The sequence below is a fragment of the Pseudomonas sp. LY-1 genome (genome assembly GCF_053502595.1).
In genome coordinates, this window is record NZ_CP094353.1 from 6,355,955 (window position 1) to 6,376,938 (window position 20,984).

Consider the following 20,984-nt stretch of genomic DNA (forward strand, 5'->3'; position numbering starts at 1 on the left):
TTCCCGCGCATTGAACGCGGGAACGCTTCACAGGCGTCAGGCCATGAAGGGCGACTTGAACGGGCTTTTCGTCAATGGGCGGCTGGGCGCATAGCTGTAGCCCAGCGCGGCGATATCCATCACCTCACTGATCCGGCGGGTCCAGGGATTAATCACATCATCATAGTTGTGGCCCGGCGGACCGTCCTGCATGGGGCAATAGTGCGGGGCCAGGTCCGGCTCATCCAGGCGCTTCTGCGCCTGCCATTCCGCCCAGATCTTGTCGATGAAGCAGTGATGCAGGAAGAACACCGGGTCATCCGGTGAGGTCATGGGCAACATATTGCCGCCAATCCACAAATGCACACGGTTATGCAGCTGCGAACCGGAGGTTTTGACAGCAGGATCGCCGCGCTGGGTGATCCAGCCTTCCAGGCGGTTTCTGAAACCGCGGATGAAAGGGCTCGAGTTGTAATTGGGTTCGTCATACAGGCTTTCGTTCATCGCCACTCGCAGGTCGTCCTCGGTTGGCAGTGAGCTGATCACTTGCCCGAACTGGCGCTTGAGGCCTGGCCCGGGCAAGCCCTCCTCGTCATAGGGCGGCACGGGCCAGTTCCCGTATTTGTGGGCAAAGACCCCATCTTGCACGCGAAACTGATCGGCTGGGTCGCCATCACCTCCCAGGAAACCCTGGCGCCAGACCGGCGATTGTTCAGGGGCGGCCGCATCCTGCGTCCAGTCCCAATAAGGCAGCGTCACGCCGACGTTGATCGCTTGTAGATCCGCCTCGAACTGCATCAACATTTCACGGTGCCACGGCAGAAATGCCGGCCCCCGGTGAGCACCGTTACGGTAGTTGGGATCTTGGGGTTCGTTCGGGTAGACCGTGGCCTTCATGACAGCGTGATGCCAATGAACATACTTGTCGTAGACACCGGAACGCTTCATCGCCAATAACGTGTTGATAAACTCCAGTTGTTCCGTTGCGGTCAGTGCGCGAATTTCCTTGCGAATATTCATTGCATAACTCCCTTGTCGGAATAGCCATGGAACAGACCGGAACCCTCGGCAGGCTCCTTCAGGGAATCTATGAGACCGGGCACGCGACGGTCTACTGTCAAAAATAACAGGTCAAGCACGTTCCCGACGGGTGGACGGCGGCCGTCTCAGCCCTCGACCCTGATACTATTGCGGCCTCTCTTTTTTGCCCCAAGGCGACCCAATGACTCTCTGCGGCATCGAAATCAAAGGCAGCGAAGCCATCATCGCCGTTGCCTCCCTGAACAATCAGACGCTGACCCACGTCGCCCTGGCCACCAAGAAAATCGCCCTCGAAGACGACGATGAAGCGGCCAACGTCAAAGCCTTCGCCGCCCAGGTGAAGGCGTTCGTGCAGGACAACGCCATCGAACGCATCGCCATCAAGAAGCGCAGCAAAAAAGGCGAATTCGCCGGCGGCCCGACCACGTTCAAGATTGAAGGGGTGTTTCAACTGCTGGAGGGGGTTGAAGTGACGCTGCTGTCGCCGCAGACCATCAATGCGCAGAACAAGAAGCACAATTTCGATCTGCCGGCGACGCTGAACAAGTACCAGCATGAAGCCTTCAAGGCGGCGTGTTCGGCCCTGATAAAGCAATAGGCACACCGACAATTTACTGTGGGAGGGGGCTTGCCCCCTCCCACATTGGCTTTGTGGTGTGTTTAGCCGTGTGTACGGTGCTTGTGCAGCAGCCAGTCGCCGAAGGACTTGTCTTCCAGGGCATAACCGCCGCGGCTGGACTTCCATACCAGTTCCTTGTCACGCAGGGCATCGATACACGCCTGGATGGTCTGAGTGCCGGGCACCACGTCGCTGCCCATCTCCTCCAGCACCTTGCTGACCGCAATGAGGGTGCTGTCGGTGAACGGGGCGAAGGGTTGATTGTGTTGCGAACGCTCCACCATCACTTGCAGCACGGCACGTTGCGCAAGGGTGAGGGCGTTCCAGGCGCTTTCGAATTCGTTCCAGACGCCGGCGCGCAGCACTTCCGCGCGGCTGTGCAGCAACTGGCCCAGGTTGCTCGCCTCGCCCAACTCCAGGGCCACTTCACCGATGATGGTGCGCAGCATCTCGGGGCGCCGGCCTACCAACTCAAACGCTTCGTCGATATCCGCCGCGTTGAATTGGTTGGTCTCGGCCAGGTGCGCGTTGAGATGCGCGGTGTAAGCCTGAGTGAACGCCTTACCCAGCAACGGAAACGGCGTGATGCTGGAGCCGAAAAACGGCTGGCTTTTGCCCAGCACCAAATGAGCGAGCTTGTCGCGGTTGGAGCCGGTGAACACCAGGTGTAAGCCACTGCCCTCGCCTTCGCGGCCCTGGTTGAGCTGGTCGCGTGCGGCCTTGAGGGCGAACATGGCGTTGATGCCCGCTTCGGTGGTGAGCGCGTGCTGGGCTTCATCAATCACCAGCACCACGGTTTTCTCGGCGGCGCGGTGAAGTAATTCCAGTGCTTGCGTAAGGGTCGCGCCCACGGGCAGTTGAGGCTTGGTGAAGTCCCAGGACAAGGTGCGCAGGAAGCTGAGTTTTTCGATGCCGATGTTCTTCGCCAGTTTGCGGATGCCCTTTTCGAAAGGCACCAACGCACCGGCAATGGCGCTGGAAATCAGCTCGGCGGGATCTTTCTCCTTGTCGGCCCACAGGTCCACATACACCGTCAGCCAACCCCGAGCCTGGCACTCGGGGAGAAGGTCTTCGCGCAGAAAAGTACTTTTGCCGGTACGACGCGGCGCCGCGAGAAACAGGCCAGAGGTGAAATCCTGGATACCCACGCCCACCAGGCCATCGGCAATACTGCTTGCCAGGGTGGGGCGGCGGAACACAAAACCGCTGGGCTTGGACATGCTTTTATACTCAATTATTGAACTAACTATAAATTATAGTCGTGAGTATAATTGACTATAATCGCCGGTCAAACCACCTCCCGTCGCCGATCCTCCCGCGGACACTTGGCAAACCGCGCCCGATAGCTGCGGGTGAAATACGACGGCGACTCAAAGCCGCAGGCAAGGCTCACCTCCAGCACGCTCATGTCGCTCTGGCGCAACAACTGCCGCGCTTTTTCCAGGCGCAGGCCGAGGTAGAAGTTGCTCGGCGTGTCGTTCAGATGCAGGCGAAACAGGCGCTCCAGCTGACGCCGCGTGACTTTGATCGCCTCGGCCAGGGCCAGGGTGCTCAACGGCGGTTCGGTGTGTTGTTCCATCTCGCCGATCACCTGCACCAACTTCTTGTTGTTGATGCCGTAGCGCGTGGCGATCTGCATGCGCTGGTGGTCTTTGCGCGGGCGGATGCGCCCGAGTACGAATTGCTCGGAGACCTGGATCGCCAGGTCGGGGCCGTGGGCCTGGGCGATCAGGTCGAGCATCAGGTCGATGGAAGCGGTGCCGCCGGCGCAGGTAATGCGGCGGCGGTCGATCTCGAACAGTTCCTGGGTCACGCTCAGGTGCGGATAGGCTTCCTTGAAGGCGTCGATGGCTTCCCAGTGCAGGGTCAGGCGGTGGCCGTCGAGCAGCCCGGCCTCGGCCAGGATGCAGGCTCCGGTGTCGATGGCGCCGAGGGTCACACCGTCATGGTCGAGGCGGCGCAGCCAATGTTCGAGGGCCGGGGTGGCGAATTCAAGCGGTTCGAAACCGGCGACCACCATCAGCGTCGCGCCTTTTTTCAGCGGCTCCAGCGCCGCGTCGGCGTTGACCGACATGCCATTGCTCGCCAGCACCGCGCCGCCGTCGGCGCTCAATACATGCCAGCGGTACAACTCGCCACGAAAGCGGTTGGCCACGCGCAGCGGTTCGAGCGCGGAGATAAAGCCGATGGCCGAGAACCCCGGCATCAGCAGAAAGTAGAAATCCTGGGACATGGTGCGCTCTCGTAGGACCGGCAGCGTGGTCACTGTGATACGCCAGTTCAACGGCCCATTCAAGAGCACAGGTCGCTGCAGTGCAAGAGCGGGTCGCCGCCGTGCGTTTTGTCGCCCTTCAAGCTGCGTAACGTGACCTCACGGCGCACAAAGACGCCGGCCCCCACAATAACGACCTGCCGAGGGAACCACCATGAACCGACTGATCAGCCGCTGCGTGCTCGCATTCAGCGCCAGCGCCATCTTGAGTACCAGCGTCTTCGCGGCCGACGCGCCATCCTGCCAGAACGTGCGTATGGGCGTGGTGAACTGGACCGACGTGATCGCCACCAGCGCCATGACCCAAGTGTTGCTCGATGGCCTCGGCTACAAGACCAAACAGACCAGCGCGTCCCAGCAAATCATCTTCGCCGGCATCCGCGACCAGCGCCTGGATTTGTTCCTCGGCTACTGGAACCCGCTGATGACCCAGACCATCGCCCCGTTCGTCGACGCCAAGCAGGTCAAGGTCCTCGATAAACCGAGCCTGGAAGACGCGCGCGCGACCCTGGCGGTGCCGACTTATCTGGCCGACAAAGGCCTGAAAACCTTCGCCGACATCGCCAGGTTCGAGAAAGAACTGGGCGGCAAGCTCTACGGCATCGAGCCGGGCTCGGGCGCCAACACCCAGATCAAGGCGATGATCGCCAAGAACCAGTTCGGCCTGGGCAAATTTCAGCTGGTGGAGTCCAGCGAAGCGGGCATGCTCGCCGCCGTCGACCGCGCGGTGCGTCGCAAGGAAGCCGTGGTGTTCTTCGGCTGGGCGCCGCACCCGATGAACGTCAACATCGCGATGACCTACCTCACCGGCAGCGAAGATGCCCTGGGCCCGAACGAAGGCATGGCCACCGTGTGGAGCGTCACCTCGCCGACCTATGCCGAGCAGTGCCCCAACGTCCACAAGCTGCTGACCAACCTGACCTTCACCGCCGCCGACGAGAGCCGAATGATGCAGCCGTTGCTGGAACACAAGGACGCCTTCGAGTCCGCCAAGCAGTGGCTCAAGGACCACCCGCAAGACCAGGCGCGCTGGCTCGAAGGCGTGACCACCTTCGACGGCAAACCCGCCGCCGCCAACCTGCAACTGACCAGCAAATAACGGTATTCGACGCACCGTTTCGCGGTCTTGCCTGACCGCGAACGGCCTCGCTACGCCTTGAAATCACGCCTGTAAGGAACCTGCCCCATGAACCACGACGTCATCATCACCTGCGCACTCACCGGTGCTGGCGACACGAGCGCCAGAAGCCCCCATGTACCGGTCACCCCCAAACAAATCGCCGCCGCCGCCGTGGAAGCCGCCAAGGCTGGCGCCACTGTCGTTCACTGCCATGTGCGCAACCCCGAGACCGGCAAGTTCAGCCGCGACGTCGCCTTGTACCGCGAAGTGATGGAGCGTATCCGTGAGGCCGACATCGACATCATCGTCAACCTCACCGCCGGCATGGGCGGCGACCTGGAGATCGGCGGCGGTGAGACGCCCATGGCATTCGGCCCCAACACCGACCTGGTCGGCCCGCTGACGCGCCTGGCCCATGTCGAAGCGCTGCTGCCGGAAATCTGCACGCTCGACTGCGGCACGCTGAACTTCGGCGATGGCGACACCATTTACGTGTCCACCCCGGCGCAACTGCGGGCCGGCGCCAAACGCATTCAGGAACTGGGCGTAAAAGCCGAGCTGGAAATCTTCGACACCGGCCACCTGTGGTTCGCCAAGCAGATGATCAAGGAAGGCCTGCTCGACGACCCGCTGTTCCAACTGTGCCTGGGCATCCCGTGGGGCGCGCCGGCCGACACCACCACCATGAAAGCCATGGTCGACAACCTGCCTGTCGACGCGGTGTGGGCCGGCTTCGGCATCGGCCGCATGCAAATGCCGATGGCGGCGCAGGCGGTGCTGCTCGGCGGCAACGTGCGCGTCGGGCTGGAAGACAACCTGTGGCTGGACAAAGGCGTGCTCGCCACCAACGGTCAACTGGTGGAACGCGCCAGTGAAATCCTCAGCCGCCTGGGCGCGCGGGTCATGACCCCGGCCGAAGGGCGCCTGAAAATGGGCCTCAAAAAACGCAGCTAACCCCCCAGCCCAAACCGGATCAAAACCTGTGGGAGGGGGCAAGCCCCCTCCCACAGGAGAACATCACCTTATTCAGGAATGTCGCCATGCGTTTTATTACAGATATCAAAACCTTCGCCGCCCTCGGCAGCGGTGTGATCGGCAGCGGTTGGGTATCCCGCGCCCTGGCCAATGGCCTCGACGTGGTGGCCTGGGACCCGGCGCCCGGTGCCGAAGCCGCGCTGCGCCAACGCGTCGCCAATGCCTGGGGCGCCCTGGAGAAACAAGGCCTGGCCCCCGGCGCATCGCAGGACCGCCTGCGTTTTGTCGCGACGATCGAGGCGTGCGTGAAAGACGCCGACTTCATCCAGGAAAGCGCCCCGGAACGCCTGGAGCTGAAACTGGAGCTGCACAGCAAGATCAGCGCGGCCGCCAAGCCGAATGCGTTGATCGGCTCCAGTACCTCGGGCCTGTTGCCCAGCGAATTCTATGAAGGCTCGACCCACCCTGAACGCTGCGTCGTCGGTCACCCGTTCAACCCGGTGTACCTGCTGCCGCTGGTGGAAGTGGTGGGCGGCAAACACACCGCGCCCGAGGCGATCCAGGCGGCGATCCAGGTGTATGAGTCCCTCGGCATGCGCCCGTTGCATGTGCGCAAGGAAGTCCCCGGCTTTATCGCCGACCGCCTGCTCGAAGCCCTGTGGCGCGAGGCGCTGCACTTGGTCAACGATGGCGTTGCCACCACCGGCGAGATCGACGACGCAATCCGTTTTGGCGCCGGCTTGCGCTGGTCGTTCATGGGCACGTTCCTGACCTACACCCTGGCCGGCGGCGATGCCGGGATGCGGCACTTCATGGCGCAGTTCGGCCCGGCGTTGCAGTTGCCGTGGACCCACCTGCCGGCGCCGGAGCTGACCGACAAGTTGATCGACGATGTGGTCGACGGCACCCGCGAGCAGTTGGGTAACCACAGCATTTCGGCGCTGGAGCGCTATCGTGATGATTGTCTGTTGGCGGTGCTGGAAGCGGTGAAGACCACTAAAGCCAAGCACGGCATGACCTTCGCCGAATAAGGAAACCCCCAGCATGCCGGCACTGACCACCTACACCACCCAGGTCCACCCCGACTGGGTGGATTACAACGGCCACCTGCGCGACGCGTTCTACCTGCTGATCTTCAGCTACGCCACCGACGCGTTGATGGACACCCTCGGCCTGGACAGCGAAAACCGCGCCGCCAGCGGCCATTCGCTGTTCACCCTGGAGCTGCACCTGAACTACCTGCACGAAGTGAAACTCGGCGCCGACGTGGAGGTGCGGACCCAACTGATCGCCCACGATGCCAAGCGCCTGCACCTCTATCACAGCCTGCACCGGGTGAGCGACGACAAGGAACTGGCGGGCAACGAACAGATGCTGCTGCACGTCGACCTCGCCGGGCCGCGCTCGGCGCCGTTCACCGAGGCGACACTGGAACGCCTAGCAGCCATCCGCGCCACGCAAGTCGACCTGCCCACTCCCGCCCTCCTCGGCCGCGTCATTGGCCTGCCCGCGCCAAATGGCCCGAAAACGACCTGTTCATAGCCATCCGAGCCATTCATGCATTCTGCCCTTGCCGACCGCCTGGTCGGCTACCAGAATCCAGATCGATCCCCCCCGCTCCCTTCACCAGGATAAACGTCATGATGCACGCGGATTTGATTGACCAGGATGACCTGCTGAGCAAACTGCGCTCGCTCGGTTTCGAGGTGTCCAGCGGCGCCAGCGCCGAGCAGGCCTGTGAGTGTGCAGTACGCGGTTTGAGCGAAGCGCGGGCCAAGGCGCTCAAGGGCATGGTCGAGCAGATGTACAGCGGCAGTGCGACGATTCTGCCGGCGGTGCGGCAGGCGATCGACAGGCAGTTATTGCCGGCGCTGATGCAGTTCAAACAGAACTCCGGCGTCTGACAGACCGCTATCGGGGGCAAGCCCCCTCCCACACTCGAATTGTGAATACAGTCAAATGTGGGAGGGGGCTTGCCCCCGATGCAGGCGACTCGGTCTAGAGCCTCACACTGGCAAACGTCGACTCATTGCGCGCCTGGCTCAACGCCGACATCGGCCCCGACAACGGGGACAACACCAAGGCCGGCGGAATCGGCATCATCGCCACCTGCTGGGTGGTGTTGGAACCGACGCGCTCATCCCGTGGCGGAATACCGAAGTATTCGCGGTAGCACTTGGAGAAGTGCGGCGTGGACACGAACCCGCACACCGACGCCACTTCGATGATCGACATCGGCGTTTGCTTGAGCAACTGCCGTGCGCGAATCAGGCGCAGCTTGAGGTAGTAGCGCGACGGCGAGCAGTGCAGGTATTTCTGGAACAGCCGCTCCAGCTGGCGCCGCGACACGGCGACGTACACCGCCAGCTCATCCAGGTCGATCGGTTCTTCGAGGTTGGCTTCCATCAGCGCGACGATTTCCTGCAACTTCGGCTGGTTGGTGCCGAGCATGTGCTTGAGCGGCACACGCTGGTGATCCTGTTCGTTGCGGATGCGCTCGTACACAAACATCTCGGAGATCGCCGCCGACAGTTCACGGCCGTGGTCGCGGCTGATCAGGTGCAGCATCATGTCCAGCGGCGCGGTGCCGCCGGAGCTGGTGAAGCGGTTGCGGTCGAGGGTGAACAGGCGGGTGCTCATCGACACGCGCGGGAAGGCTTCCTGCATCGACGCCAGGCATTCCCAGTGCACGCTGCAATCGAAGCCATCGAGCAGCCCGGCGCAGGCCAGGGCCCAACTGCCGGTACATACCGCGCCGAGGCGACGGGACTGGCGCGCCTGGCTTTGCAGCCACGACACATGTTCACGGGTGACGGTGCGCTGGATACCCACGCCGCCGCACACGATGACGGTGTCCAGGGCCGGGGCTTTGTGCATGGCGGCATCGGGGGTGATTTGCAGACCGTCGCTGGCCCACACCTGATTGCCGTCGACACTCAGGGTTGTCCAGCGATACAACTCGCGCCCGGACAACTGGTTGGCCATGCGCAGCGGTTCCACTGCCGAAGCCAGGGAAATCAGCGTGAAATTGTCCAGCAGCAGAAAGCCGATGGATTGAGGCGCACGGTTCTGGGGTTGGGCCCCGGAGTTGAACGACGTCATCGCGGTATCTCCTCACACAAAGCGGGTGATGGCCTCAGGCGAGGCTCTTGTTATTGCGCTCGTCTCTGATGCAGAGAGAGGCGTTGAGTTGATAGAGCAATTGCCATGCCTAAATTTGAATGGCCATTCAATAACTCCTGAAAACGACCTCTTGATGTGTCTAGACAAGCCCCTGTACGAAGTGCGGAATATGCCCCGAATCGGCGGCGCAAACGGCCCCGTTCAAGGGCTGTGAGCAGATCGGTAGCACTTGTGGGTAGGCGCTTTGAGGGCGAAGCAAGCGTCTGTCACCGCAGGCACGGGTGACGGGTGGTCGGAGGGGAAAGTGTTTGGGGGCTACTTATCTGTTTGCGACGCGCTAAAAGGTGGCGCTTTTGGTTTTGGTGTTCACTTTATGAGCAGGGTTGTTTGGACTGGCGCTATCGGGGGCAAGTCGAATCGTCGCACCGCCCCTCCCACACTCGACCGAGTTCACATTTCAAATGTGGGAGGGGCTTGCCCCCGATAGCGGCGACGCGGTCTCAACACTCAACCGCACTGACCGCCAACCCACCCCGCGACGTCTCTTTGTACTTGTCATGCATGTCCGCCCCGGTATCGCGCATGGTGCGGATCACCCGGTCGAGGGAAATAAAGTGCTGGCCGTCGCCGCGCAGGGCCATCTGCGCGGCGTTGATCGCCTTCACTGCGGCAATCGCGTTGCGCTCGATACACGGCACTTGTACCAGGCCGCCCACCGGGTCGCAGGTCAGGCCGAGGTTGTGTTCCAGGCCGATTTCGGCAGCGTTGCACAGTTGCTCCGGGGTGGCGCCGAGGATCTCCGCCAACCCCGCCGCCGCCATGGCGCAGGCTGAGCCGACCTCGCCCTGGCAGCCGACTTCGGCGCCGGAGATCGAGGCGTTCTTCTTGCACAGAATGCCCACCGCCGCCGCGCTGAGCAGGTAGTCGACCACGTTGGCTTCGGTGACGTCATCGCTGAACTTCATAAAGTAGTGCAGCACCGCCGGGATGATCCCCGCCGCGCCATTGGTCGGCGCGGTGACCATGCGCCCGCCGGCGGCGTTTTCTTCGTTGACCGCGAGGGCGAACAGGTTGACCCACTCCATCGCGCTCAAGGTCGAGCCGATCACGTTGGGCTTGCTCAACTCCAGCAAACTGCGGTGCAACTTGGCGGCGCGACGGCGCACATTCAGGCCGCCGGGCAGGATGCCTTCGTGCTTGAGGCCCTGCTCGACGCACGCCTGCATGGCGCGCCAGAGCGTCATCAGGCCGCTGCGGATTTCATCCTCGGAGCGCCAGACTTTTTCGTTGGCCAGCATCAGCTCGGCGACGCGCAGGTTATGGCTCTTGCACAGTTGCAGCAGCTCCACCGCGCTGGAGAATTCATAGGGCAATGCGCTGCGGTCCATATCCGCCACGCCGCTTTGCGCCTGGGCTTCATCCACCACAAAGCCGCCGCCGACGGAGTAGTAGGTGTCGCGGTGCAACTCGCCGTCAGCACCGAACACCACCAGGGTCATGGCATTGGGGTGGAACGGTAGGTTTTCGTCGAGCAGGCGCATGTCCCGCGCCCACACGAAAGGCACCGGTAAACGCCCGTCCAGCAGCAGCGTGTCGGTCTCGCGCAGGGTATGGATACGCAGGCCGATCTGCGCCGGATCGATTGCGTCCGGCCACTCGCCCATCAGGCCCATGATGGTTGCGGTGTCGCTGCCGTGGCCGATGCCGGTGGCCGACAATGAGCCGTAGAGCTGAACTTCGACGCGCCGCACCTGTTCCAACCATTCACGTTCACGCAACCGTTGAACGAACAACGCTGCGGCGCGCATGGGGCCGACGGTGTGAGAACTCGAAGGCCCGATGCCGATCTTGAACAGGTCGAAAACACTGATAGCCATTGCCGTGGAACTCCTCGATAAGCACAGGCCAGGCTTGAACGAGGTGCTACGCTCAGATCGCCCAGATGGCGGCATCATCAGGCTTTTATCCGCCATCACGGCGTCTCACACCGACGCAACCATGCTCATCAGCGTCGCTCACGAACAAGGGCCTGTTTTGGGCGTTTTTAGCGGTGCAGATGGGTAAAAACAGCGGTTTTACCTTAGGAAAAATCTGTAAACGACGTCACCGACACTGGATGCGACCCTGCCTGTACTGGATACGACGCCCCCTGTAGGCGTCAGATTTTCACTGGTACATGATCAGTCTCGACTCGTTGGCAAGGCACCGTGCCGCCGCCTCAAAGCACGTTCCAACCGCAACACTTATAAAGCGCGGCGAATGCCGCCAGAAAGTACACAGGAGTCTAGCCCCATGAAAGGTTCACCCTCGTTGTTGTTGGCCGCCATGCTGAGTCTGCCAGTCCTGGCGCACGCTGCAGAACCGGCACAATGTCAGACCGTCAACTTCTCCGATGTCGGCTGGACCGACATCACCGTCACGACCGCGACCACCAGCGAAATCCTCAAGGGCCTCGGCTACAAGCCGCGCACCACGATGATTTCGGTGCCGGTGACCTACAAGTCCCTGGCCGACGGCAAGAACATGGACATCTTCCTCGGCAACTGGATGCCGACCATGGAAAACGACATCAAGGCATACCGTGATGCCGGCACCGTGGAAACCGTGCGCGCCAACCTGGAAAACGCCAAGTACACCCTGGCCGTTCCCGAGGCGCTGTATGACAAAGGCCTGAAAGACTTCGCCGATATCGCCAAATTCAAGGATGAGCTGGAAGGCAAAATCTACGGCATCGAACCTGGCAACGACGGCAACCGCACCATTCAAACCCTGATCGACAAGGACGCGTTCGGCTTGAAGTCGGCCGGTTTCAAAGTCGTCGAGTCCAGCGAAGCCGGGATGCTGTCGCAGGTCGAACGCGCCACCAAGCGCGGCAAGGCCATCGTGTTCCTCGGCTGGGAACCGCACCCGATGAACACCCGCTTCAAGATGAAGTACCTGACCGGGGGTGACGACTCGTTCGGTCCCAACTACGGCCAGGCCACCATCTACACCAACGTGCGCAAGGGCTACACCCAGGAATGCAGCAACGTCGGCCAGTTGCTGAAAAACCTGTCGTTCACCCTGAACATGGAAAGCACCCTGATGGGTAACGTCCTGGACGACAAGATGAAACCCGACGCCGCGGCCAAGGCCTGGCTGAAGAAAAACCCGCAAGTGCTCGATACCTGGCTTGCCGGTGTCACCACCGTCGATGGCAAACCAGGTCTGGAGGCCGTCAAAGCTTACCTCGCCAAGTAATCCCTGCTGACCCCGGGCTGGTGCGCTGGCCCGGGATGTTTTCCCCTTCGCATGTGGACATTCACTACCATGCTGACTGAACAGAAAATCCCACTAGGCCAGTACATCGCTGCCTTCGTCGAATGGTTGACCCAACACGGTGCCAACTACTTCGACGCAATCGCATCGACCCTGGAAACGATGATCCACGGCGTGACGTTCGCGCTGACCTGGTTCAATCCGCTGGCACTGATCGGTCTGATTGCGCTGCTGGCTCACTTCATTCAACGTAAATGGGGCCTGACTGTTTTTGTCATCGCCTCCTTCCTGCTGATCCTCAACCTGGGGTACTGGCAGGAAACCATGGAGACCCTCGCGCAGGTGCTGTTCGCCACCCTGGTCTGCGTGGTCATCGGCGTGCCGCTGGGCATTGTTGCCGCGCACAAACCGATGTTCTACACCCTGATGCGGCCGGTGCTCGATCTGATGCAGACCGTACCGACCTTCGTCTACCTCATCCCTACCCTGACCCTCTTCGGGCTGGGTGTGGTGCCTGGGTTGATTTCCACGGTGGTGTTCGCGATTGCCGCGCCGATCCGCCTGACCTACCTGGGTATCCGTGATGTACCGCAAGAGTTGATGGACGCCGGCAAAGCCTTCGGCTGCTCGCGCCGTCAATTGCTCTCGCGCATTGAACTGCCCCACGCCATGCCGAGCATTGCTGCCGGCATTACCCAATGCATCATGCTGTCGCTGTCGATGGTGGTGATCGCCGCCCTGGTGGGTGCCGACGGCCTCGGCAAGCCGGTGGTCAACGCACTGAACACCGCCGACATCGCCCTGGGCTTTGAAGCCGGCCTGGCGATCGTGCTGCTGGCCATCATGCTCGACCGCATCTGCAAACAACCCGACGCCAGAGTAGGGGGTGATGCATGAGCATTATCCGATTCGACAATGTCGACGTGATCTTCTCCAAAGACCCACGCGAAGCGCTCAAGCTGCTGGACCAGGGCATGAGCCGTAACGAGATCCTGAAAAAGACCGGCCAGATCGTCGGCGTTGAAAAAGCCAGCCTGGATGTGGAAAAAGGCGAGATCTGTGTGCTGATGGGCCTGTCGGGCTCCGGCAAGTCGAGCCTGCTGCGCTGCATCAACGGCCTCAACACCGTCAGCCGTGGCCAGTTGTTCGTCGAGCATGAAGGGCGCCAGATCGACATCGCCTCCTGCACCCCGGCCGAGCTGAAAATGATGCGTACCAAACGCATCGCCATGGTATTCCAGAAGTTCGCCCTGATGCCCTGGCTGACCGTGCGCGAGAACATCAGCTTCGGCCTCGAAATGCAGGGCCGCCCGGAGAAAGACCGGCGCAAGCTGGTGGACGAAAAGCTCGAACTGGTGGGCCTGAGCCAATGGCGTAACAAGAAGCCGGACGAACTCTCCGGCGGCATGCAGCAGCGCGTCGGCCTGGCGCGGGCGTTGGCGATGGACGCCGACATCCTGCTGATGGACGAACCCTTCTCCGCCCTCGACCCGCTGATCCGCCAAGGCCTGCAGGACGAGTTGCTGGAGCTGCAAAACAAGCTGAGCAAGACCATCGTGTTCGTCAGCCACGACCTCGACGAAGCCCTCAAGCTCGGCAGCCGCATCGCGATCATGAAAGACGGCAAGATCATCCAGTACAGCGTGCCGGAAGAGATCGTGCTGAACCCGGCGGACGATTATGTGCGTACCTTCGTCGCACATACCAACCCGCTGAACGTGCTGTGCGGGCGCAGCCTGATGCGGACGCTGGACAACTGCAAACGCATCAACGGCTCGGTGTGCCTCGATCCGGGCGGCGACTCGTGGCTCGACCTGGCCGAAGGCAACACCATCCGGGGCGCACGCCAGAATGGCGCGGTGATGAACCTGCAGAACTGGGCACCGGGGCAACCCGTGGAAGGCCTGGGCCGCCTGCCGACACTGGTGGACTCGAATATCGGCATGCGCGATGCGCTGCAGATCCGCTACCAGACGGGCAACAAGTTGGTGTTGCACGACAACAACCAGGTGGTGGGGATTCTTGGCGACAGCGAGCTCTACCATGCCCTGCTGGGCAAGAACCTGGGCTAACAAACACCGCATAACCCATTGGAGAAACAGGGTCAAAATGTGGGAGGGGGCTTGCCCCCGATAGCGGTGTATCAGTAACAGACGAGCTGACTGACACACTGCAATCGGGGGCAAGCCCCCTCCCACATTTTTTGCCCCAGTGGTGTCAGTGGGGACACCACCAGGCTTCAACCATCAGCTATAGACACGGCCAAGGAGCTGCCGATGGCTTTCAAACTGATCGAGCACGTCCCGGGTGATCTGCTCCTGGGCGAAGCCCATCAGGTCGTACTCCTGAGGCCCGTTGTGCAGGTACACCTCGGCCCGGTAGTAACGGGCGCGCTCCGCCTCGGGCAGTTCGTCCGACGCCACCGCGTAGCCGTCCAGGCTCACTTCGTAGACAAACGGGTTGCCCTCTTCCATCTCAATACGCACGCCGATGCAACGCTTGGATTTGCCCAACAGGGTCTGCACATCCAGCCCCTGGTCGCGCAACGCCTTCGTCGCGTCTTCCAGTGCCGGCGTGACGTGCTTGTCCATAAAGCGCTGCGCCGTGGCCTGGCTCGGTTGCAGGTCCAGGGCGGTCAAGCGCTCGCTGAAACCACGACGGCCACGCTCGGCCAATTGCGCCTGCTCCAGTTCCGTCGCCATGTCCTGGCGCATCGCCTTGTGCAAACCGAACATAAAGACAATCAACACCACCGAGAACGGCAGCCCCGCCAGCACCACCATGGTTTGCATGGCTTCGAAGTTACCCGCAAACAGCAGGCCGATGGTCACCAGGGTGATCACCACCGACCAGAAGATCCGCAGCCAGTGCGGCGCGTCTTCGTCCACGTTGCCGCCTTTGCAGGACAGGTTGGCCATCATCACCGCGCCGGAGTCCGCCGGGGTCAGGAACAGCACGAAGCCGACAAAGATCGACACGCCGATGACGATTTTCGACGCAGGGTAATGCTCCAGCAATTGGTAGATGGCCATCGACGGTTGTTCCAGCGCCGTCTTGCCCAACGCCACCGCACCCTGGTTCAACACCAGGTCCAGCGCCGAGTTACCGAAGATCGACAACCAGGCCAGGGTGAAGCCCAGCGGGATCAGCAGCACGCCGGCCACCAGTTCACGCACCGTGCGGCCCCGGGAAATCCGTGCGATGAACATGCCCACGAACGGCGCCCAGGAAATCCACCAGGCCCAGTAGAACAGGGTCCACAGGCCCATCCAGCGTTCGGTCTTGTCGGCGTCGCCTTCGTACACATACAGGTCGAAGGTTTTCAGGAGGATGCCGTTGAGGTAGTCACCGGTGTTCTGCACCAGGCCGTTGAGCAGGTGCAGGGTCGGGCCGAACAACAGCACGAAGATCAGCAAGCCGCTGAACAACACGATGTTGAGGTTGGACAGGCGACGAATGCCGTTCTCCACCCCCGACACGGCGGCAATGGTCGCCACAGTGCTCATCACGATGATCACGATCAGCAGGTTGGTGTTGCTGTGCTGCATGCCAAACAGGTTTTCCAGGCCGGACGACACCTGCATCGCGCCGATACCGAGGTTGGTCACCAGGCCCAGCAGGGTCACGAACATGCCGAACCCGTCCACCGCGTGGCCGGCCGCGCCTTTGACCCAACGCTCGCCCACCAGCGGGTACAACGCCGAACGCAGGGCCAGTGGCTGGTTATGGCGGTACGCGAAGTACGCCACGGCCAGGCCGACCAGCGCATAGATCGCCCAGCCGTGCAGGCCCCAGTGCAGGAAGGTCAATTGCAGCGCCTGGCGCGCCGCGCCGTTGCTGGCGGCCGCGCCTTCGGGCGGGTTGAAGTAATGGTCCAACGGCTCCGACGCGCCGAAATACAGCAACGAGATGCCAATACCCGACGAAAACAGCATGCCGGCCCAGGCGCCGTAGCTGAAGTCCGGGGTGTCGTCCTTGCTGCCCAGCTTCAGCTTGCCGTAGGACGAAAACGCCAAGCCGACCACGAACACCAGGTAGGCCGCGATCACCAGCATGTAGTACCAGCCGAAGCTTTTCGATAACCACGCCTGCGCCACGCCGAGCATCCGGCCGGCCTCTTGCGGGGCGATGATCAAAATGGCGGTCAGCAACAGAATCAGTGCGGTGGAGGTGTAGAACACCCAACCGTTGACCCGCACCTTTTCCGGTGGGGTTTTTATTAGAGAGGCAGAACTCATGGCGCAGATGCTCCAGGCAGTGCGAGAGAGAAACACAAGGCAGCGGTGATCCCGTGCTCATCGATTTTTCGGCAGTCGACGGACGGGTGTTATAAAGACACCCCGAAAATTCTTGAGCCCGCCGAGGCGGTGTTCAGGCTCTGAAATGGCCTGTTTCAAGGGTTTTCACAGGTGTCAGATGTCGCCACCTACCGGTAGGAAATACCGGCAGGCAGCGACCATTTGTCGCAGAGCTTATTCTTTGTTGATTGAACGTTCAATCAAAACAAAATAGACTGGCCATCGAGTCGACGGACGTCATCGCCCGCCGGCAGGCCTGAGGAGAGGTACTCCATGCCCAAGGTCGGTATGCAACCCATACGCCGCCAACAACTGATCGAAGCCACGCTGACGGCCATCGATCAAGTCGGAATGGGAGATGCCAGCATTGCGCTGATCGCCCGTTTGGCCGGCGTTTCGAACGGCATCATCAGTCACTACTTCAAGGACAAGAACGGCCTGATCGCGGCCACGATGCGGTACTTGATGAATGTGCTGATCGAGAACGTCCACGAACGGCGACAAGCGTTGACGGAGGACACGCCACGGGCGCACCTCCAAGTGATCATCGGCGGCAACTTCGACGCCAGCCAGGTCAACGGCCCGGCAATGAAAACCTGGTTGGCCTTCTGGGCGACCAGCATGCACCACCCGTCTTTGCACAGGTTGCAGCGGATCAACGATCACCGCCTGTATTCCAACCTGTGCTGCCAGTTCCGCCGCGTGTTGCCGCTGCCGGATGCACGCAGCGCAGCCCGAGGCCTGGCGGCCTTGATCGACGGTTTGTGGTTGCGCGGCGCCCTGTCGGGAGATGAGTTCGACACGGCGCAGGCGCAACGGATCGCTTACGAATACATGGATTTCCAATTGGCCAAGCAGGTGAGTTAGAGCACACATAACCGCTCAACCCCTGAACCTCCACTGATCGGTGTTGCCAGACTCTTATTGGCCACCCCTCAGTGGTTAACGCCAACCACTTATGCACTTGCGAGGACTTTATGGCCCGTTTCGACCTGCAAAAACTCTACATTGACGGCGGCTACAGCGACGCTGGCAGCGATGCCACCTTCGAAGCCATCAACCCGGCTAACGGTGAAGTTCTCGCCCAAGTGCAACGCGCAACGTTCGATGACGTTGAACGTGCCGTGGTCAGCGCTGAAAAAGGCCAGAAAATCTGGGCCGCCATGACCGCCATGGAGCGTTCGCGCATCCTGCGTCGTGCCGTCGACATCCTGCGCGAGCGCAATGACGAACTGGCCGCTCTGGAAACCCTGGACACCGGTAAATCCTTCTCCGAAACCAAGTACGTCGACATCGTCACCGGCGCCGACGTGCTGGAATATTACGCGGGCCTGGTGCCAGCCATCGAAGGCGAGCAGATCCCGCTGCGCGACACCTCGTTCGTCTACACCCGCCGCGAGCCGCTGGGCGTGGTCGCCGGTATCGGCGCGTGGAACTACCCGATCCAGATCGCCCTGTGGAAATCCGCACCGGCCCTGGCCGCCGGTAATGCGATGATCTTCAAACCCAGCGAAGTCACCTCGCTGACCACCCTGAAACTGGCGGAGATCTACACCGAGGCCGGTGTTCCGGCCGGTGTGTTCAACGTATTGACCGGCAGCGGCCGCGAAGTCGGCACCTGGCTGACCGAGCACCCGCGCATCGAGAAAGTCTCGTTCACCGGCGGCACCGACACCGGCAAGAAAGTCATGGCCAGCGCCTCCAGCTCTTCGCTCAAGGAAGTGACCATGGAACTGGGCGGCAAATCGCCGCTGATCGTGTTCGAAGACGCCGACCTGGACCGCGCCGCCGACATCGCGATGATGGCCAACTTCTACAGCTCCGGTCAGGTCTGCACCAACGGTACTCGCGTGTTCGTGCCCAAGCACCTGCAAGCCGCGTTCGAAGCCAAGATCGCCGAACGTGTTGCGCGCATCCGCATCGGCGACCCGCAGGACGACAACACCAACTTCGGCCCGCTGGTCAGCTTCGCCCACATGGAAAGCGTGCTCGGCTACATCGCCAAGGGCAAGGCCGAAGGCGCTCGCGTGCTGTGCGGCGGCGACCGCCTGACCGACGGCGACTTCGCCAAAGGCGCCTTTGTTGCCCCGACCGTGTTCACCGACTGCACCGACGAAATGACCATCGTCCGTGAAGAAATCTTCGGCCCGGTGATGAGCATCCTCACCTACGAGACTGAAGAAGAAGTGATCCGCCGCGCCAACGACACCGACTTCGGCCTCGCCGCCGGCCTGGTGACCAAGGACCTGAACCGCGCCCACCGCGTGATTCATCAACTGGAAGCGGGCATCTGCTGGATCAATGCCTGGGGCGAGTCCGACGCGAAAATGCCGGTCGGTGGCTACAAGCAGTCGGGCGTGGGCCGTGAGAACGGGATCAGCTCGCTGAACAACTTCACCCGCATCAAATCGGTACAGGTCGAGTTGGGCGATTACGCCTCGGTGTTCTAAAGCCTGAGCCTTGCGTTGCCTGTGAGGCCGCTATCGGGGGCAAGCCCCCTCCCACATTTGAATTGTGAATACCTTCAAAGGTGGGAGGGGGCTTGCCCCCGATGAGGCCCGACCTGACCACACTTCAAAGAGGGTGCATTCAATGTCCCAAGAATACGATTACATCATTGTGGGTGCCGGCTCCGCCGGTAACACCCTGGCGACCCGTCTGACCGAAGACGAAGGCGTCACCGTCCTGCTGCTGGAAGCCGGCGGCCCGGATTACCGTCTCGACTTCCGCACCCAGATGCCCGCCGCCCTGGCGTTCCCGCTGCAGGGCCGTCGCTACAACTGGGCCTACGAGACCGACCCAGAACCGCACATGGACGGCCGTCGCATGGAATGCGGGCGCGGCAAGGGCCTGGGCGGTTCCTCGCTGATCAACGGCATGTGCTACATCCGTGGCAACGCCATGGACTACGACAACTGGTCGAAACTGCCCGGCCTGGAAGACTGGACCTACCTCGACTGCCTGCCGTATTTCCGTAAAGCCGAAACCCGCGACATCGGCCCCAACGACTACCACGGCGGCGACGGCCCGGTCAGCGTGACCACGCCCAAGGCCGGCAACAACCCGCTGTTCCACGCCATGGTCGAAGCCGGCGTACAGGCCGGTTACCCGCGTACCGAAGACTTGAACGGCTACCAGCAGGAAGGCTTCGGCCCGATGGACCGTACCGTCACGCCAAACGGCCGGCGCGCCAGCACTGCGCGCGGTTATCTGGACACGGCTAAAAAGCGTTCCACCCTGACCATCGTCACCCATGCCCTGACCGACAAAGTACTGTTCGAAGGCAAGCGTGCGGTCGGCGTGCGTTACCTGATCGGCGCCGCCGAAGAACGCGTCGAAGCCCGTGCGCGTAAAGAAGTGCTGGTGTGCAGCGGCGCCATCGCCTCGCCGCAACTGCTGCAACGCTCCGGCGTCGGCCCGGCCAAACTGCTCGAAAGCCTCGACATCCCGGTGGTCCACGACCTGCCCGGCGTCGGCGAAAACCTGCAGGACCACCTTGAGCTGTACCTGCAATACGCCTGCACCCAACCGGTGTCGTTGTACCCGTCGCTGCTCTGGTACAACCAACCGGCCATCGGTGCCGAGTGGCTGTTCAACGGCACCGGCATCGGCGCCAGCAACCAGTTCGAAGCGGGCGGTTTTATCCGTACCCGGGAAGACTTCGATTGGCCGAACATCCAGTACCACTTCCTGCCGGTGGCGATTAACTATAACGGCAGCAACGGTGTGAAAGAGCATGGTTTCCAGGCGCACATGGGCTCCATGCGTTCGCCGAGCCGTGGCCGCGTGCAGTTGAAGTCGAAGAACCCACGGGACTACCCGAGCATTCTCTTCAACTACATGGCCACCGAGCAGGACTGGCAGGAATTTCGCGATGGCATCCGTCTGACCCGCGAAATCATGCAGCAGCCGGCGCTCGACCCGTTCCGTGGCCGCGAAATCAGCCCGGGCATCGAGGTGCAGACCGACGAGCAACTCGACCAGTTCATCCGCGAACACGCCGAGACCGCGTTCCACCCGTCCTGCTCGTGCAAGATGGGCAGCGACGAGATGGCCGTGGTGGATGGCGAAGGCCGCGTGCATGGCATGCAGGGCCTGCGGGTGGTCGATGCGTCGATCATGCCGATCATCACCACCGGCAACCTGAACGCGCCGACGATCATGATCGCCGAGAAAATCGCCGACAAGATCCGTGGCCGCAAGCCACTGCCGCGCAGCACCGCGGACTACTACGTGGCAGGCGATGCGCCGGTGCGGGGCAAGCCGATGCGTGAAGTGGGGCCGACTGCGCAGTAACTG

General features: G+C 61.8%; 18 protein-coding genes. 12 read left to right on the plus strand and 6 right to left on the minus strand.

Going from position 1 to position 20,984, the window contains the following annotated elements:
* Positions 1-36: 36 nt before the first annotated feature.
* On the minus strand, positions 37-999 hold the full coding sequence (locus MOQ67_RS29290; RefSeq protein WP_177031777.1) for a tyrosinase family protein: 963 nt from the start codon (positions 997-999) through the stop codon (positions 37-39).
* 202 nt (positions 1,000-1,201) lie between these two features.
* On the opposite strand from MOQ67_RS29290, the gene MOQ67_RS29295 reads away from it, so the two are divergent.
* Positions 1,202-1,618, plus strand: coding sequence for a DUF3010 family protein (locus MOQ67_RS29295; RefSeq protein ID WP_017849536.1), 417 nt, complete (start codon positions 1,202-1,204; stop codon positions 1,616-1,618).
* A gap of 62 nt (positions 1,619-1,680) precedes the next feature.
* On the opposite strand, the gene MOQ67_RS29300 is transcribed toward MOQ67_RS29295, so the two are convergent.
* Positions 1,681-2,859: an AAA family ATPase gene (locus tag MOQ67_RS29300; protein WP_448675749.1), complete on the minus strand. Its 1,179-nt coding sequence runs from the start codon at positions 2,857-2,859 to the stop codon at positions 1,681-1,683.
* Between the two features lie 68 nt (positions 2,860-2,927).
* Positions 2,928-3,872 (minus strand): GlxA family transcriptional regulator, encoded by a 945-nt coding sequence (locus MOQ67_RS29305; protein ID WP_017844925.1) that lies wholly within the window; start codon positions 3,870-3,872, stop codon positions 2,928-2,930.
* A gap of 193 nt (positions 3,873-4,065) precedes the next feature.
* Between MOQ67_RS29305 and MOQ67_RS29310 the strand changes: the two genes are divergently transcribed.
* The 5 genes from MOQ67_RS29310 to MOQ67_RS29330 all read left to right on the plus strand — a co-directional run bounded on the left by MOQ67_RS29310 (position 4,066) and on the right by MOQ67_RS29330 (position 7,910).
* Positions 4,066-5,010 carry a choline ABC transporter substrate-binding protein gene (locus MOQ67_RS29310; protein WP_017844926.1) on the plus strand — a complete coding sequence of 315 codons (945 nt, stop codon included), beginning with the start codon at positions 4,066-4,068 and terminating at the stop codon, positions 5,008-5,010.
* Between the two features lie 87 nt (positions 5,011-5,097).
* On the plus strand, positions 5,098-5,985 hold the full coding sequence (locus tag MOQ67_RS29315; RefSeq protein ID WP_102617712.1) for a BKACE family enzyme: 888 nt from the start codon (positions 5,098-5,100) through the stop codon (positions 5,983-5,985).
* 86 nt (positions 5,986-6,071) lie between these two features.
* Entirely contained in the window at positions 6,072-7,037 is a 966-nt protein-coding gene (locus tag MOQ67_RS29320) for an L-carnitine dehydrogenase (RefSeq protein WP_017844928.1), read from the plus strand.
* Positions 7,038-7,050: 13 nt separating this feature from the next.
* Positions 7,051-7,548, plus strand: coding sequence for a thioesterase family protein (locus tag MOQ67_RS29325; RefSeq protein ID WP_046487925.1), 498 nt, complete (start codon positions 7,051-7,053; stop codon positions 7,546-7,548).
* A gap of 98 nt (positions 7,549-7,646) precedes the next feature.
* The gene (locus tag MOQ67_RS29330; RefSeq protein WP_017844930.1) at positions 7,647-7,910 is read left to right on the plus strand and encodes a hypothetical protein; all 264 of its coding nucleotides are present in this window, start codon (positions 7,647-7,649) and stop codon (positions 7,908-7,910) included.
* Between the two features lie 94 nt (positions 7,911-8,004).
* Here the strand turns inward: MOQ67_RS29330 and gbdR are convergent, their stop codons facing one another.
* Together gbdR and MOQ67_RS29340 are read right to left on the minus strand one after the other, a co-directional pair.
* Complete coding sequence (gene gbdR, locus MOQ67_RS29335) at positions 8,005-9,108, minus strand: choline metabolism transcriptional regulator GbdR (RefSeq protein ID WP_017844931.1); 1,104 nt, start codon at positions 9,106-9,108, stop codon at positions 8,005-8,007.
* Between the two features lie 521 nt (positions 9,109-9,629).
* Positions 9,630-11,006 (minus strand): L-serine ammonia-lyase, encoded by a 1,377-nt coding sequence (locus tag MOQ67_RS29340; RefSeq protein WP_017844932.1) that lies wholly within the window; start codon positions 11,004-11,006, stop codon positions 9,630-9,632.
* Positions 11,007-11,421: 415 nt separating this feature from the next.
* Between MOQ67_RS29340 and MOQ67_RS29345 the strand changes: the two genes are divergently transcribed.
* From MOQ67_RS29345 to choV, 3 genes are all read left to right on the plus strand, one after another.
* On the plus strand, positions 11,422-12,369 hold the full coding sequence (locus MOQ67_RS29345; protein WP_017844933.1) for a choline ABC transporter substrate-binding protein: 948 nt from the start codon (positions 11,422-11,424) through the stop codon (positions 12,367-12,369).
* Positions 12,370-12,438: 69 nt separating this feature from the next.
* The gene (gene choW, locus MOQ67_RS29350; RefSeq protein WP_017844934.1) at positions 12,439-13,284 is read left to right on the plus strand and encodes a choline ABC transporter permease subunit; all 846 of its coding nucleotides are present in this window, start codon (positions 12,439-12,441) and stop codon (positions 13,282-13,284) included.
* Positions 13,281-14,459, plus strand: a complete 1,179-nt coding sequence (choV, locus tag MOQ67_RS29355; protein WP_104904321.1) for a choline ABC transporter ATP-binding protein — start codon at positions 13,281-13,283, stop codon at positions 14,457-14,459. The genes choW and choV overlap by 4 nt, the downstream gene beginning before the upstream one ends.
* 174 nt (positions 14,460-14,633) lie before the next feature.
* Here the strand turns inward: choV and MOQ67_RS29360 are convergent, their stop codons facing one another.
* Positions 14,634-16,568, minus strand: coding sequence for a BCCT family transporter (locus MOQ67_RS29360; RefSeq protein ID WP_448675963.1), 1,935 nt, complete (start codon positions 16,566-16,568; stop codon positions 14,634-14,636).
* Between the two features lie 390 nt (positions 16,569-16,958).
* Between MOQ67_RS29360 and betI the strand changes: the two genes are divergently transcribed.
* The 3 genes from betI (at position 16,959) to betA (ending at position 20,981) form a co-directional block, all read left to right on the plus strand.
* Positions 16,959-17,552 (plus strand): transcriptional regulator BetI, encoded by a 594-nt coding sequence (betI, locus tag MOQ67_RS29365; protein ID WP_017844937.1) that lies wholly within the window; start codon positions 16,959-16,961, stop codon positions 17,550-17,552.
* Between the two features lie 110 nt (positions 17,553-17,662).
* On the plus strand, positions 17,663-19,135 hold the full coding sequence (betB, locus tag MOQ67_RS29370; RefSeq protein ID WP_017844938.1) for a betaine-aldehyde dehydrogenase: 1,473 nt from the start codon (positions 17,663-17,665) through the stop codon (positions 19,133-19,135).
* A gap of 142 nt (positions 19,136-19,277) precedes the next feature.
* A complete protein-coding gene (gene betA / locus MOQ67_RS29375) occupies positions 19,278-20,981 on the plus strand; it encodes a choline dehydrogenase (protein ID WP_046381793.1) in 1,704 nt (567 codons plus the stop codon).
* The last annotated feature ends 3 nt before the right edge of the window (positions 20,982-20,984 follow it).